Annotated in this window: 14 protein-coding genes; 3 read left to right on the top strand and 11 right to left on the bottom strand. The window is 63.8% G+C overall.

Features of this window, described 5'->3' with window-relative positions:
* Nucleotides 1-15 precede the first annotated feature (15 nt).
* The 3 genes from NKH16_RS09360 to NKH16_RS09350 form a co-directional block, all read right to left on the bottom strand.
* Nucleotides 16-1,098: an ABC transporter ATP-binding protein gene (locus NKH16_RS09360; RefSeq protein WP_352743791.1), complete on the bottom strand. Its 1,083-nt coding sequence runs from the start codon at nucleotides 1,096-1,098 to the stop codon at nucleotides 16-18.
* Nucleotides 1,095-2,678: an ABC transporter permease gene (locus tag NKH16_RS09355; RefSeq protein WP_352577202.1), complete on the bottom strand. Its 1,584-nt coding sequence runs from the start codon at nucleotides 2,676-2,678 to the stop codon at nucleotides 1,095-1,097. The genes NKH16_RS09360 and NKH16_RS09355 overlap by 4 nt, the downstream gene beginning before the upstream one ends.
* Nucleotides 2,679-2,847: 169 nt before the next feature.
* Entirely contained in the window at nucleotides 2,848-3,855 is a 1,008-nt protein-coding gene (locus NKH16_RS09350; protein ID WP_352452473.1) for an iron ABC transporter substrate-binding protein, read from the bottom strand.
* Between the two features lie 202 nt (nucleotides 3,856-4,057).
* On the opposite strand from NKH16_RS09350, the gene NKH16_RS09345 reads away from it, so the two are divergent.
* Both NKH16_RS09345 and NKH16_RS09340 read left to right on the top strand, forming a co-directional pair.
* Complete coding sequence (locus NKH16_RS09345) at nucleotides 4,058-4,600, top strand: sigma-70 family RNA polymerase sigma factor (RefSeq protein WP_352743793.1); 543 nt, start codon at nucleotides 4,058-4,060, stop codon at nucleotides 4,598-4,600.
* 1 nt (nucleotide 4,601) lies between these two features.
* The gene (locus NKH16_RS09340) at nucleotides 4,602-5,240 is read left to right on the top strand and encodes an NrsF family protein (protein WP_352743795.1); all 639 of its coding nucleotides are present in this window, start codon (nucleotides 4,602-4,604) and stop codon (nucleotides 5,238-5,240) included.
* An 8-nt stretch (nucleotides 5,241-5,248) separates the two neighbouring features.
* Here the strand turns inward: NKH16_RS09340 and NKH16_RS09335 are convergent, their stop codons facing one another.
* The 7 genes from NKH16_RS09335 to NKH16_RS09305 all read right to left on the bottom strand — a co-directional run bounded on the left by NKH16_RS09335 (nucleotide 5,249) and on the right by NKH16_RS09305 (nucleotide 10,695).
* The gene (locus NKH16_RS09335; RefSeq protein ID WP_023677945.1) at nucleotides 5,249-6,127 is read right to left on the bottom strand and encodes a 3-hydroxybutyryl-CoA dehydrogenase; all 879 of its coding nucleotides are present in this window, start codon (nucleotides 6,125-6,127) and stop codon (nucleotides 5,249-5,251) included.
* 114 nt (nucleotides 6,128-6,241) lie between these two features.
* Nucleotides 6,242-7,171 (bottom strand): electron transfer flavoprotein subunit alpha/FixB family protein, encoded by a 930-nt coding sequence (locus tag NKH16_RS09330; RefSeq protein WP_352743797.1) that lies wholly within the window; start codon nucleotides 7,169-7,171, stop codon nucleotides 6,242-6,244.
* A 19-nt stretch (nucleotides 7,172-7,190) separates the two neighbouring features.
* Nucleotides 7,191-7,940, bottom strand: a complete 750-nt coding sequence (locus tag NKH16_RS09325) for an electron transfer flavoprotein subunit beta/FixA family protein (protein WP_352743799.1) — start codon at nucleotides 7,938-7,940, stop codon at nucleotides 7,191-7,193.
* A 208-nt stretch (nucleotides 7,941-8,148) separates the two neighbouring features.
* Nucleotides 8,149-8,952, bottom strand: coding sequence for a rhomboid family intramembrane serine protease (locus NKH16_RS09320; RefSeq protein ID WP_352743800.1), 804 nt, complete (start codon nucleotides 8,950-8,952; stop codon nucleotides 8,149-8,151).
* Between the two features lie 50 nt (nucleotides 8,953-9,002).
* The gene (locus NKH16_RS09315) at nucleotides 9,003-9,584 is read right to left on the bottom strand and encodes a cob(I)yrinic acid a,c-diamide adenosyltransferase (protein ID WP_023677949.1); all 582 of its coding nucleotides are present in this window, start codon (nucleotides 9,582-9,584) and stop codon (nucleotides 9,003-9,005) included.
* Between the two features lie 29 nt (nucleotides 9,585-9,613).
* The gene (locus NKH16_RS09310; RefSeq protein ID WP_023677950.1) at nucleotides 9,614-9,805 is read right to left on the bottom strand and encodes a twin transmembrane helix small protein; all 192 of its coding nucleotides are present in this window, start codon (nucleotides 9,803-9,805) and stop codon (nucleotides 9,614-9,616) included.
* 23 nt (nucleotides 9,806-9,828) lie between these two features.
* Entirely contained in the window at nucleotides 9,829-10,695 is an 867-nt protein-coding gene (locus tag NKH16_RS09305) for an SDR family oxidoreductase (RefSeq protein WP_352743801.1), read from the bottom strand.
* Between the two features lie 57 nt (nucleotides 10,696-10,752).
* On the opposite strand from NKH16_RS09305, the gene NKH16_RS09300 reads away from it, so the two are divergent.
* Nucleotides 10,753-11,607 (top strand): YihY/virulence factor BrkB family protein, encoded by an 855-nt coding sequence (locus NKH16_RS09300; protein ID WP_352743802.1) that lies wholly within the window; start codon nucleotides 10,753-10,755, stop codon nucleotides 11,605-11,607.
* On the opposite strand, the gene NKH16_RS09295 is transcribed toward NKH16_RS09300, so the two are convergent.
* Nucleotides 11,574-12,464 carry a DMT family transporter gene (locus NKH16_RS09295; protein WP_352456675.1) on the bottom strand — a complete coding sequence of 297 codons (891 nt, stop codon included), beginning with the start codon at nucleotides 12,462-12,464 and terminating at the stop codon, nucleotides 11,574-11,576. The genes NKH16_RS09300 and NKH16_RS09295 overlap by 34 nt on opposite strands.
* Nucleotides 12,465-12,566: the final 102 nt, after the last annotated feature.

The raw sequence follows: 12,566 nt of genomic DNA, 5'->3' as shown, positions 1-12,566 counted from the left end.
CTTGCGCAAAACCGTTCATGCAAACACATGCGCCTTGCCCGACACGGTCAGCCGGACGATCTCGCCGATCGCCGGCGCGTCCATGCCCGGCTTGCGCAGGATCAACGGCGTATTGCCGATGGCGGCGGCGTCGGGCGGATCGGGGCTGTTCAACAGACGCACCGCGATGGTGCACATCGAGCCGGCGAACTCCGAATCCGTCACCTCGCCGAACAGCATGTCCGGCGTGCCGGACATGCCTTCACGCGATGTGCGTTTCAGCAACACCTGCTCCGGCCGCAGCATGATGCGGGCGACGTCGCGCCGCTCCGAGCTGTCGACAGCGATGCGGCCGAGCGGCGAGATGGCGAAGCCATCGGCGATCCTTGCCGGCAGGACGATGGCGTCGCCAAGGAACTCGGCGACCATCCTGTCCTTCGGCTTGAAATAGAGCTCGCGCGGCGTGCCGACCTGCGAGAATTTGCCGTCGCGCATCACCGCGACCTGGCTGGCGAATGACAGCGCCTCGGCCTGGTCGTGGGTGACCAGGATGGTGGTGATGCCGGCGGTTTCAAGGAGCTCGGCCACGGCCTTGCGCATCGAGGCGCGCAGGCCGGTGTCGAGCGCCGAGAACGGCTCGTCGAGCAGCATCAGCCGCGGCTTCATGGCCATGGCGCGGGCGAGCGCGACGCGCTGCTGCTGGCCACCGGAGAGTTCGTGCGGACGGCGCTTCAGGATACCTTTGTCCAGCCCGACGACATAGGCGAGCTCGGCGATGCGCTCACTGCGCTTTTCCTCGTGACGCCCCATGCCGAAGCCGATATTGGCGGCGATGCTCAGATGCGGGAATAGAGCGCCGTCCTGCGCCACCAGCCCGATGCCGCGGCGATGCGCCGGCACGGCCGTGTCGCCATCGGCCAGCACCTCGCCATCGAGCACGATGCGGCCCTGGTCCGGCGCCTCGAAGCCGGCGATCAGCCGCAGCAAGGTGGTCTTGCCACAACCGGACGGCCCGACGATTGCCGTACGGCTGCCGCTGGCCACGCTGAGGTCGACGCCGGCAAGTGCTGCGACGGGCCCGTAGTGCTTGTGGATGCCGCTCAGCTCGAGAAAGCTCATCGCCCGGCCATCCGCTTCGACTGGACGTAGAGCAACCAGGTCAAAGGCAGCGACATCGCCACCATGATCAGGGCATAAGGCGCCGCCGACGCATAGTCGATCTCGCCGCTATAGGACCAGAACGCCATGGCCAGCGTGCGGGTGCCGTTGGGCGCCAGCATCTGGGTTGCGGTCAATTCGTTCATGATACCCAGCGCGACCAACGCCATGCCGGCTGCGGCGCCCGGCGCCGACAGGCGGATGGTCGTCGACCACAGCGCCTTGAGCGGCGACCGGCCGAGGCTGGAGGCGGCGCGTTCGAGCTCGACCGGCGCCTGTGCGATCGACGCCCTGAGGCTAATCAGAGCGCGCGGCAGGAACATCAGCGCATAGGCGACCAGGATGGTGAACAGGGTCTGGTAGAGCGGCATGGCGATACGCACGGCGATGGTGACCAGCGCCAGGGCGATGACAACGCCGGGCAACGCGCCGACGATATAGTTGCAGCCCTCCAGGACGCGTTGCAGCCGCCCCGGCGCGCGGATCGAAATCCACGCCATCGGCATTGCCGCGACGGTGGCGAGCAGCGCGCCGGCAATTGCTAGGAACAGCGTTTGGCCAAGCGCCAGGCCGATCTCGTCGAGCCGCCAGACATCGGCGCCGCCGGCCATGAGCCAGCGGCCGATAGTGGCGAACGGCACGCCGAGCGCCAGCAGCGTGGTAATGGCAGGCAGCAGCAGGCAAGGAATGGTGGCGCGCCCAAGGCCCGTGCGCTGCTGCTGGCGCGCAGCACCCGAACCGACGCGGGCATAGCGCTCCTCGCCGCGCACCAGCACCTCCAGCCCGAGCAGCACAAGGCAGCAGGTCACCAGCACGCCGGCCAGCATGTTGGCGGCGGGACCGTTGAAGGTCGACTGGAACTGGTCGACGATCGCGGTGGTGAAGGTGTCGAAGCGGATGAAGACATAGAGCCCATATTCGGCCAGGAGATGCAGGCCGACCAGCAGGGAGCCGCCGCAAATGGCGAGCCGGAGCTGCGGCAGCACGACGCGCCTGAACACACGCCACGGGCCGAGACCAAGGGCTGCCGCTGCATCCTCGAGAGCGGGATCGAGCCGGCGCAATGCCGCCGCCACCGGCAGATAAAGGAAGGGGAAATAGGCGATGACCGACACAAGCACGCCGGCCCACAGGCCGTGCAGTCTGGGCACCATGGTGACCCAGGCGTAACTGTGGACGAAGGCCGGAATGGCGAGCGGCGCCACCGACAGCCAGGCCCATAGGCGGGCACCCGGCAGATCGCTGCGCTCGGTCAGCCAGGCCAGCATGACCGACAGCACGATCGAGATCGGCACCGCCAACACCACCAGCAGGCTGGTGTTGACCAGAAGTTCGCCGACGCGCGGCCTGAACACCAGCGCCGCCACCGTTTCCCAGCCGGTCTGCACCGCCACCCAGACGATGAAGGCAAGCGGCAGCAGCGCGAAAAGCGAGACAAAGACGGCAGCCAACGCAATCCATGAGACCGACCAACGACGTGCCCGCACGGCCGTGGCGTCGGCCGGCAAGCCTGGGCGTGCGAGATCGATCGCGGATTGCATCAGATCAGACGTTGCGCCAGCTCCGCCCGGAGGCGGAAACGATCGGCGGCGGATAATCTCGCGGGTAGCTTGTGGTCATAGGCAAATGCCATCTTGAAAACAGAGCGCTCCTGTGGAAAGCGAATTCCCACAGGAGCGCAGTCGGTTGCCCTTTTAGGACGAACGCCGGCTAAAGCAAGCCGGCCGCCGTCATCAGGTCGGTCACCTTTTTCGAGTTCAGCGTCGTCGGGTCGACTTTCGGCGCCTGCAGATCGGCCAGCGGCACCAGCTTCGGATTGGACTCGGCGCCCTTGCCGACTGCGTATTCGAACGAATCGCCTGTTTTCAGCACGTCCTGGCCGCCATTGCCGGTGACCCATTTCAGGAAAGCCTGCGCTTCCTTCGGGTGCTTGCTCGAGGCCAGCACGCCGCCGCCGGAAATCGAGACGAAAGCACCGGGATCCTGATGCTTGAAATAGTGCAACTCGACGTTCTTGCTGTTCTCGCCGGTCTTGGCCTGATCGCCGTAGTAGTAATAGTGATAGATCACGCCGCCTTCGACCTCGCCGGCATTGACCGCCTTCATCACCGTGCTGTTGCCCTTATAGGCGGTAAAATTCTCCTTCATCGCCTTCAGCCATTCGGCCGTCGCCGCCTCACCCTTGAGCTGCAGAAGCGCGCTGACGATCGCCTGGAAATCGGCGCCGGAGGGCGAAGCGGCCCAGCGGCCCTTCCAGCTCGGATCGGCGAGATCGAGCAGCGATTTGGGCAGCTGGTCGGCGCTCAGCTTGGTCTTGTTGTAGGCAAAGACGGTGCTGCGCGCGGCGACGCCGACCCATTTGCCGCTCGCCGGCTGGTACTCCTGCGGAACCTGGGCCAGCGTCTCGGTGTCGACCGGTGCGAACAGGCCGGCCGCCTCGACTAATGCCATGGCCGGCGAATTCTCCGTCAGGAATACATCGGCGGGCGAAGCGGTGCCTTCTGCAACGATCTGATTGGAGAAATCGCTGTCGCCGCCATTGCGGACGGTAACCTTGATGCCGGTTTCCTTGGTGAATCCCTCCGCCCAGGCCTTGGTCAGGTTTTCGTGCTGGGCGTTGTAGACGACGATGCCCTCGTCCTCTGCTATTGCCGGGCCGGCGATCAGGCTGATTGCAAGTGCTGTCGCACCGGCAAGGGCGGAAAGAGCATATTTCATGGCGTCGTCCTCGATTTCGATGGTCTTTGGCTTGGCACGCTGCACCTACCAATACCTGACTGGTGCAGTCAACATTGCTGGCCCACTCAATCGCTCAAAAGGAGCAAACTTTCGTGATGCTCAGCTAATTTGCCTTGGACATTATTTCGCCGGCCCCGTAACAAATCAGCGCCGAGACGCGAATATCGGGGAGTGAACTCTTGTGAGCGGCAAGGACGAAGCCGAGCTTTCACGGCTGCTGCGGGCCGCGATCGCCGGAGACGAAAGGGCCTATGCCGACTTTCTGCACCGGATCGCCGCGCTCGTTCGTGGCTTTGCCCGGCGCAAGATCGTGCAGGGCGGGGTGGATCCCGAGGATGTCGTGCAGGAAGCCTTGCTGGCCATTCATGTGAAACGACACACCTGGCGCCATGATGCGCCGGTGCTGCCTTGGGTCTATGCAATAGCCCGCTTCAAGCTGATCGATGCGTTCCGGCGGCGCGGTCGGCGGATCGAGATCGAGATCGACGAAATCGCCGAGACCTTTGCCGAGCCGGAATCGGAGACGGTGAGCGAGCGCGACGTCAACCGGGCGCTCGACAGCCTGCCGCCGGCACAGCGTTCCGTCGTCTCGGCCGTATCGGTCGAAGGCCGGTCAATCGGTGAGACCGCGGCCAAATTCGGCATCAGCGAGACGGCTGTGCGGGTGTCACTGCACCGCGGGCTTGCCGCCATTGCCAAACGGTTCAGGGCGGGGCGGGAATAACATGAGGACCGAAGATTTCATCAAGGCGCTCGACGCCGATGCCCGCAGCAAGGCGCTGCCGCTAGGCACCGCCTGGTGGCTTGCCGCCGGCGCGGCCATCGTGATCGCGGCCGCGGTTTTCTGGCTGACGATCGGCCCGCGCCCCGACATTGCGATCGCCATGCACACGATGCGGTTCCTGTCCAAATTCGTCTTCACGATTGCTCTTGCCGCCAGCGCCTTTGTCCTGGTCCGTGGGCTGTCGACGCCCGGTTCATCGACCAGCCGGGCGGTGAGCTGGATGGTCGCCGCGCCGCTGCTGGTGATTGTGGCTGTGATTCTCGAACTCTTCGCCGTGCCTGCGTCGGACTGGGGCACGCGGCTGGTCGGCACGAACATGGTCATCTGCCTGACCTTCATTCCGTTGATCGGGATCGGCCCGCTTGCCGTCTTTCTCGCGGTGCTGCGCCATGGCGCGCCGACAAGGCCGGTGCTTGCCGGTGCGGCCGCGGGCCTGCTTGCCGGCGGGCTGGCGGCGACCTTCTATGCGGCGCATTGCTTCGACGATTCGCCGCTTTTCGTCGGCACCTGGTATACGATCGCGGTCGCCATCCTTGCCGTGCTCGGGGCGCTCGGCGGACGACTTTTTGTGCGCTGGTAGCGAGGCGATCAGCGTGTCGGAACGGGATGCTCGCCGCGATAGTCGTAGAAGCCGCGCCCGGTCTTGCGGCCGAGCCAGCCGGCCTCGACATATTTGACCAGCAGCGGGCAGGGGCGGTATTTCGAATCCGACAGCCCGTCATGCAGCACCTGCATGATCGACAGGCAGGTATCGAGCCCGATGAAATCGGCAAGCTGCAGCGGCCCCATCGGATGGTTGGCGCCGAGCTTCATGGCGGTATCGATGGCGTCGACCGAGCCGACACCTTCATAGAGCGTGTAGATCGCCTCGTTGATCATCGGCAGCAGGATGCGGTTGACGATGAAGGCCGGGAAATCCTCCGAGACGGTGATCGTCTTGTCGAGCTGCTTCACATAGGTTTTTGCCGCCTCGAAGGTCTGGTCCTCGGTGGCGATGCCGCGCACCAGTTCGACCAGCTTCATCACCGGAACCGGATTCATGAAATGTATGCCGATGAAGCGTTCCGGCCGGTCGGTCTGCGAAGCCAGCCGTGTGATCGAGATCGATGACGTGTTCGTCGCCAGGATGGCCTCGGGGTTGAGCTGCGGGCAGAGCTGGGCATAGATCTTGCGCTTGACCGTCTCGTCCTCGGTCGCTGCTTCGATCACCAGATCGGCGCCCGCAAGGTCGGCCATGGCCGGTGCCGCCGAAATGCGCGCCATCGCCTCATTGCGCAGCTTTTCCTCGAGTTTGCCGGAGCCGACCTGACGGGCCATGTTGCCGCTGATCGTAGCGATGCCCTTTTCGATGCGGTCGGGCGAAATATCGTAAACCAGCACCTTATAGCCCGCCAGCGCCGACACATGGGCGATGCCGCCACCCATCTGGCCCGCTCCGATGATGCCGATCGTCTCGATCTTGCTCATTACCCGATCCCGTCGAGGCCTTTGCGGCCCGTTTTTTGTGCAGTGCAAACTAAAAGGGCGGGGCGACTTCGTCTACCCCACCCCTCAGAATTTAATACGCTTTGGCAGAAGGCGTCAAAGCGCCTTTTGCAGTTCCGGCAGAATGACGAAGAGATCGCCGACGAGACCGTAGTCGGCGACCTGGAAGATCGGCGCTTCCTCGTCCTTGTTGATGGCAACGATCACCTTCGAATCCTTCATGCCGGCAAGGTGCTGGATGGCACCGGAGATGCCGACGGCAATATAAAGGTCGGGCGCTACCACCTTGCCGGTCTGGCCGACCTGCCAGTCGTTCGGCGCATAGCCGGCATCGACGGCGGCGCGAGATGCGCCAACCGCCGCACCGAGCTTGTCGGCGACCGGCAGGATGACCTCCTGGAACTTCTCGGAGGAGCCCAGCGCACGGCCGCCCGAGATGATGATCTTGGCCGAGGTCAGCTCTGGACGGTCGGTCTCGGAGAGCTTGTTCTCGACAAAGCTCGACAGGCCGGGATTGGCCGCCGCCTGGACCGTCTCGACCGGCGCGGAACCGCCCTCGGGCGCTGCCTGGAAGGAAGCGGTACGCACCGTGATGACCTTCTTGGCGTCACTGGACTGCACCGTCTGGATGGCGTTGCCGGCATAGATCGGCCGCTTGAAGGTGTCGGGCGACACGACTTCGATGATTTCAGATATCTGGGCGACATCGAGCAGCGCCGCCACGCGGGGCGCGACGTTCTTGCCCGACGAGGTCGCCGGCGCGATGATCGTCTCGTATGGCTCAGCAAGCGAAACGACGAGTGCCGCCAGCGGTTCGGCGAGACGCTCGGTCAGTTCGTCGGCGTCGGCGAGCAGCACCTTGGTGACGCCCTGGAGCTTGGCGGCGGCGTCCGCTGCCGGCTTGGCACCTTTGCCGGCAACCAGCACATGCACGTCCGAACCGATCTGCAGCGCCGCCGAAAGCGCCTTGGCGGTCTGGTCGGAAAGCGCAGCGTTGTCGTGTTCGGCAATCAGAAGAATTGTCATTTTTTATCCCTTCCTGGCCTTACAGCACGCCGGCTTCGTTTTTCAGCTTGTCTACCAGTTCGGCGACGCTCTTGACCTTGACGCCCGCCTTGCGGCCGCCCGGCTCCTCGGTCTTGATCACTTTAAGCCGCGGCTTGACGTCGGCGCCGTAATCGGCAGGGCTCTTCTCGTCGAGCGGCTTCTTCTTGGCCTTCATGATGTTGGGCAGAGACGCGTAGCGTGGCTGGTTCAGCCGCAAATCGGCCGTGACGATCGCCGGCATCTTCAGTTCCAGCGTCTGCAGGCCGCCATCGACCTCGCGCGTCACCCTGGCCTTGTCACCGTCGAGCACGATCTTGGAGGCGAAGGTGCCCTGCGCCCAGCCGAGAAGCGCGGCCAGCATCTGGCCGGTCTGGTTGGAATCGTCGTCGATCGCCTGCTTGCCGAGAATGACAAGGCCGGGCTGTTCTGCCTCGACGACGCCCTTCAGCACCTTGGCGACGCCCAGCGGCTCAGTCTGCTCGTCGGTCTTGACCAGGATGGCGCGGTCGGCGCCCATGGCGAGAGCAGTGCGCAGCGTTTCCTGCGCCTGCTGCGGCCCGATCGACACGACGATGATCTCTTCGGCCTTGCCAGCTTCCTTCAGCCGGATCGCCTCTTCGACCGCGATCTCGTCGAACGGGTTCATCGCCATCTTGACGTTGGCGAGTTCCACCGCCGAACCGTCCGCCTTCACCCGGACCTTGACGTTCGCATCCACAACCCGCTTCACGGGCACAAGGATCTTCATTTGCCTGTCACCTCTTTCACGATAGTCTCTTCACGCTCGTCGGGCGCGCTATAGCAGCGTGCACCTCTTCAGAGTTGTCGAAAGCCGACATTCCGGACGGAATTCTGGTCTTCGCCACGCCAGTAGGGTGGCGCTTCCGTAGTTGCGGCGACCCCGCGCGTCAATATCCGGGGCGCACTCGGATGCTCGGCGAAGCACTCAAATCGGTTCAGTCCGGACCGGAAACTGTCCCCCGGCCCCAGCGCGGCGCCGGCTGCGCAGGTTGTGGGTCGCTTGGCGCCGGCTCCACGGCTACGGGCACCGGACCGGCGACCACGGCCGGCTCCTCGTCTGCGCCGGCGAGTAGCGGTACGCCGCGGCTGCGCAAGACAAGCACCAGCACGGCTCCAGCGATGATGCCGCCGATATGGCAGGCCCAGGAAACCTGATCCTCGCCCCCCTGCGCGAACATGAAGATCTGGAACAGGATCCACAGGATCAGCGGGATGAAGGCCGGGATGCGCAACGGGATGCGCGCGAAGGCCAGCACCCATACCTTCACCCGCGGATAAAGGATCAGATAGGCGGCGACCACACCGGCGATGGCGCCCGACGCGCCAATCAGCGGCACCGGCGAATCCCAGGCAACCAGACCCTGGAAGAAAGCGCCGGCGATGGCGCAAAGCAGGTAGAAGACGAGGTAGCGGACATGGCCGAGTGCATCCTCGACATTATCGCCGAACACCCACAGGAACAGCATGTTGCCGCCGAGGTGGAAGATATCCGCGTGCAGGAAGGAATAGGTCAGATAGCTCAGGCTCTCCGGAATGACGACAAATTGCGGAGCGAGCTCGACGCTGTCATGCACAACCGACGGGATGAAACCGAGGCCCAGCACCGCGGCGTTGGCGAAATCCTCGCCGCCCAGTGTGGTGACAAAGTAGATCAGCACGTTGAGCGCGATCAGGCTGATCGTCACATATTGCAGCTTGATGTGCCGCAGCCGGTTGGTGTCGTAAAGCGGGATAAACATCAGGCCTCTCCCGCTTCCAAAACCTGAAGATCGTGGATGACCCGGCAGATTCAGCGGTTCTTGCCGGGAACCCATAGCACGTCGGCATTTCCGTTGTCATTGACCGCGCGTGCGGCGACGAACAGAAAGTCCGAGACACGGTTGATGTATCTTATCGCCTCGCGGTTGACGTGCTCGTCCGGGTCTTGCGACAGCGCCACCATGATGCGCTCGGCGCGGCGGGCCACCGTGCGGGCGAGGTGAAGGGCAGCCGCTGCCGGCGTACCGCCGTTGAGCACGAAGGATTTGAGCGGCTCAAGGTCCTTGTTGAGGAGATCGATATCCTGTTCGATGCGGTCGGTCTGCGAGGCGATGATGCGCAACGGCTCGTAGTCGAGCGGCTTGCCATTATCGGGGACTGCCAGATCGGCGCCGAGGTCGAAAAGGTCGTTCTGGATGCGGCCGAGCATCGCATCGATCGCCGGATTTACTGCCGCGGTATGAATGCGGGCCATGCCGATGCAGGCATTGGCCTCGTCGACCGTGCCGTAGGCGTCGATGCGAAGGTCGGATTTCAGCCGCCGCTCGCCAGAGCCGAGGCCTGTGGTGCCATCGTCGCCAGTGCGGGTGTAGATCTTGTTGAGCTTGACCACGGGTTACCTCCCGGCTGGTGGCTGCTGCGTCACTTACGGGTGAAATACACCGCCAGCATGATCAGCACCAAGGCCACGAACTGCAAGAGCACGCGCGTCTGCATCAGTTTGTTGGAGGTCATGCTGGAGCCGCCGCGCATCATGTTGATGAGGCCGCGGATCAGTACGATCACCACGGCGACCATAACGAGAACGGCGAGGATGTTGAAGACGGTTGCCATGGTGTGTTCCAGTTGGATTGCGTTCAGGCGCGTTTGGCGAGCAGACGGTAGAGTACCGATGACGGCAGGATGCGCTTAAGGATCGCGCCGATCCTGGCCGGCACAGTTACCACATAATGCGGGCGCGGGCGCCGCGACAGAAGCGCATGGTGCAAGGCGGCATAAACCACCTCCGGCCCGGGCTTCAGCCGCGATGTGCTGCCGCCGGCCCGCAGCCGTTTGAGTTGCGCCGCATAGGCGAGGCGATGAACGGACTTCTCGTGATCGATATTTGCCAGGAACCACGCAAGGCTGTTGCTGGCGATCTTCGATTTCACCGGCCCCGGCTCGATCAGCGAAACATGGATGCCGCTGCCGAGGAGTTCTTGGTAGAGGGACAGCATCAGCCCTTCGATAGCGTGCTTCGATGCCGAGTAGGCGCCGCGAAAAGGCACCGGCGCCAGGCCGAGGATCGACGAGCAATGAACGAGACGACCATGGCCTTGGCGGCGCATCACCGGTACGACACGGCGAGTGAGGTCATGCCAGCCAAAGACATTGGCCTCGAACTGCTGCCGTAAAGCCTCGACCGGCAGGTCCTCGACGGCGCCGGGCTGTCCGTAGGCGCCATTGTTGAAGAGCGCATCGAGCCGGCCGTCGGTCCGTTCCAGCACCGACGCCACCAGCGCCTCGATCGATCCGGACTCGGTGTAGTCCAGATAAAAGGCCTCGATGCCGTCGGCCTCGAGCGCAGCGATATCTTCGGGCTTTCGGGCCGTTGCGAACACCCGCCAGCCTTCCTTCTTAAGAGCATGGGCGCAATAGGCGCCTATACCGGAAGAGGCACCTGTGACAATGATGGTGCGCAACTCTTCTCCGGGAGGAATGGTGGTTTGGCCTAGGGTTGTCATTTACCGCAAACCCTTCCCATATTCGCGGCGTCGGGACAATCGAAGGGAACGCGGTTCTTGTTGCGGAAGATCGTAGCCCTCAAACGCGTCCTCTACGACGCGCTCGGCCATTTCAACACCGACGACGGCTGGGCAATGGCCAGCCATCTGGCGATCACCGCGCTGATGGCGCTTTTTCCTTTCCTGATCTTCGCCACGACGCTGGCGAGTTTTTTCGGCGCGCAGGCTTTCGCCGACACCGCCGTGCACCTTGTGTTCGACACATGGCCCGAGCAGATCGCCAAACCGATCGCGCGCGAGGTGCTCAACGTGCTTACCGTCCGGCGCAGTGACCTGTTGACCTACGGTATCGTGCTTGCCGGATATTTCGCCTCGAACGGCATCGAGGCGCTGCGCACCTCGCTCAACCGGGCCTATCGTGTCTCGGAAACGCGCGGCATCATCTATCGGCGGGTGCAGAGCATCATCTTCGTGCTGATCGCGACGGCCGGGTTTTTGGCCATCAGCGTGCTGCTGGTCTTCGCGCCATTGCTGGCACGGCTGGCCGAGTCGCATTTCGAATGGATAAAACCCTATATGGGCACGATCACGCTGTGGCGTTACGTCATCGCCTCTGTAGTCATCGTCGGCGGCCTGTTCGCCGTGCATTTCTGGTTGCCGGCCGGCAAGCGCCGCCTCGTTTCGATCGTGCCTGGCATCATCTTCACGCTGGTCGGCTGGCTCATCGGGTCGACCATCTTCGCCGCCTATCTCGATCATTTCTCGTCCTATGTGACGACCTATGCCGGCCTCGCCTCGATCATGATCGCCGTCGTGTTCCTCTATATCGTCTCAGCGATCTTCATCCTCGGTGGCGAGCTCAACGCCGCGATCAGCCGCTATTTAGAGGCGCGTGCCCGCGTCGGCGGCTGAGCCGTCGCCAGCCCGACGCCGAGCGTCGCGATCGCCATGCCGGCGATCTGGAGCGGGCTCAAGTGCTCACCGAACAATGCCCAGGCGATGACCGCGGTGACAGCCGGCACGAGGTAAAACAGCGAGGCGACCTTTGACATTTCGCCGTCGCGGATCATCACCATCAACAGGAAGATGGCGCCGATCGACAGCACCAGCACGAGCCAGGTCATGGCGAAGATCAGTTCGCCGTTGACGATGACCGTTCGGGTCTCGAAGGCGAGCGAGGCCAGAGCCATCACCGATGCGCCGCCGACATATTGCCAGAACGTGGCAGCCACCAGATCGCCGCCGGAAGCAAAGCGCTTCTGCCAGATGGTGCCGGCGCTCATGCCGAGTACCGAGACCAGCGAGGCGCCCAGTGTCTCGGCCGTCACGCCGCCGCCGAGCGCGCCGAGCTTCGGCCAGAGCACAATCACCACGCCGATCAACCCGAGGCCGAGACCGGCCCAGTGGCGCGGCAGGATGGCCTCGCCGAGAAGCCGGCCGGCGAGCACTGCCGTGATCAGCGGCTGCAGGCCGACGATCAGGGCTGAAAGTCCGGCGGGCATGCCCCGGTGGATTGCCCAGAACACGCCGCCGAGATAGATGCCATGCATCAGGATGCCGGCACCGGTTGCGTGCAGCGCCTCATCGCGGGTGGCGCGGCTCGAACCAAGTGCGGCCATCAAAGCGACAAGCAGGATTGCTGCCAGGACAAAGCGCGCGGCCAGGAACGTAAAGGGCTCCGCCCACGGCATGGCATAGCGCGCGCCGATGAAGCCGGTCGCCCACAGGACGACGAAAGAGGCGGGGATAAACCGCTTGAGGCTGTGCATTTCCGGAGGCCGCGATGAATTCGGGTGAGGGATCGACTGCGGCGACTGCTTAATGCCGTTCGGGCCGGCAAGCAAAACCAAACGGTTGATCCATAGAGTCAT

It is taken from the genome of Mesorhizobium sp. M1307 (assembly GCF_040318155.1).
In the GTDB taxonomy this organism is placed as follows: Bacteria; Pseudomonadota; Alphaproteobacteria; order Rhizobiales; family Rhizobiaceae; genus Mesorhizobium.
This window is presented reverse-complemented; position numbering and strand designations above follow the sequence as displayed.

Bases quoted from the DNA above. Each gene is read 5' to 3' on its own strand.
- NKH16_RS09360 (WP_352743791.1), bottom strand. From the start codon at position 1,098: ATGAGCTTTCTCGAGCTGAGCGGCATCCACAAGCACTACGGGCCCGTC.
- NKH16_RS09355 (WP_352577202.1), bottom strand. From the start codon at position 2,678: ATGCAATCCGCGATCGATCTCGCACGCCCAGGCTTGCCGGCCGACGCC.
- NKH16_RS09350 (WP_352452473.1), bottom strand. From the start codon at position 3,855: ATGAAATATGCTCTTTCCGCCCTTGCCGGTGCGACAGCACTTGCAATC.
- NKH16_RS09340 (WP_352743795.1), top strand. From the start codon at position 4,602: ATGAGGACCGAAGATTTCATCAAGGCGCTCGACGCCGATGCCCGCAGC.
- NKH16_RS09335 (WP_023677945.1), bottom strand. From the start codon at position 6,127: ATGAGCAAGATCGAGACGATCGGCATCATCGGAGCGGGCCAGATGGGT.
- NKH16_RS09330 (WP_352743797.1), bottom strand. From the start codon at position 7,171: ATGACAATTCTTCTGATTGCCGAACACGACAACGCTGCGCTTTCCGAC.
- NKH16_RS09325 (WP_352743799.1), bottom strand. From the start codon at position 7,940: ATGAAGATCCTTGTGCCCGTGAAGCGGGTTGTGGATGCGAACGTCAAG.
- NKH16_RS09320 (WP_352743800.1), bottom strand. From the start codon at position 8,952: ATGTTTATCCCGCTTTACGACACCAACCGGCTGCGGCACATCAAGCTG.
- NKH16_RS09310 (WP_023677950.1), bottom strand. From the start codon at position 9,805: ATGGCAACCGTCTTCAACATCCTCGCCGTTCTCGTTATGGTCGCCGTG.
- NKH16_RS09305 (WP_352743801.1), bottom strand. From the start codon at position 10,695: ATGACAACCCTAGGCCAAACCACCATTCCTCCCGGAGAAGAGTTGCGC.
- NKH16_RS09295 (WP_352456675.1), bottom strand. From the start codon at position 12,464: ATGCACAGCCTCAAGCGGTTTATCCCCGCCTCTTTCGTCGTCCTGTGG.